Origin of the sequence: Pseudoalteromonas sp. SG43-1, assembly GCF_014164415.1 — a bacterium.
Taxonomy (GTDB): Bacteria; Pseudomonadota; Gammaproteobacteria; order Enterobacterales; family Alteromonadaceae; genus Pseudoalteromonas; species Pseudoalteromonas distincta.
Map to the genome: position 1 here is coordinate 1 of NZ_JACJFD010000068.1, position 696 is coordinate 696.

At 51.3% G+C, this 696-nt stretch carries 1 protein-coding gene; it reads left to right on the forward strand.

What is annotated here, in order from left to right; genetic code table 11:
* A partial coding sequence (locus H5159_RS20730; RefSeq protein WP_182780967.1) for an Ig-like domain-containing protein occupies positions 1 to 696 on the forward strand: 696 nt, incomplete at both ends.

A 696-nucleotide genomic window follows, 5' to 3' on the forward strand; every position in this document is an offset into this window, starting at 1 on the left:
ACTCACTATTGAAGCAAGCGTTAGTGATAACGCCGGTAATACCACTACATTAAGTGAAACCGCAACACTCAACACCACGGCCCCAAGCATTAGTATTAATGCACTGGTTGACACCAACGACACCACCCCAACCATTAATGGTACAAGCGATGCGGCAGATAACACCACCATTAGCTTAACGTTTGAAGACAGTGCAGGGAATATTACGACTGTTGATACAACCGTAACGGGTGGAGTATGGAGTGTCGATGCACCAACTGACTTAGCCGAAGGCGAATATACTGTCACCGCACAGGTAGATGATGGTCTAGGTAATATCGGCAGCGCCACCGAGACAGGTCAGATAGACCTTACTGGCCCGAGCCTTGTTATTACAGACAACGGTGTAGGGAACGACACCACGCCAACGATTGCAGGTACCAGCGATGCACCGCAAGGCAGTGAAGTAACGATTGTTGTCACCGACAGCAGCGGCGCAGCGCAAACAATGAGCGCCACCGTACTAGCCAATGGCACGTGGTCAATCCCTGTACCGGTAGCACTTGCAGAAGGTACATACACTATTAGCGCGAGTGTTGAAGATACCGCAGGCAACGACACCACCGCCACAGGCGCAGGTGAAATAGATACCACTGCACCGACACTTGTACTTACCAGCCCAGGCTCAAGTAATGACATCACCCCGACACTCAGTGG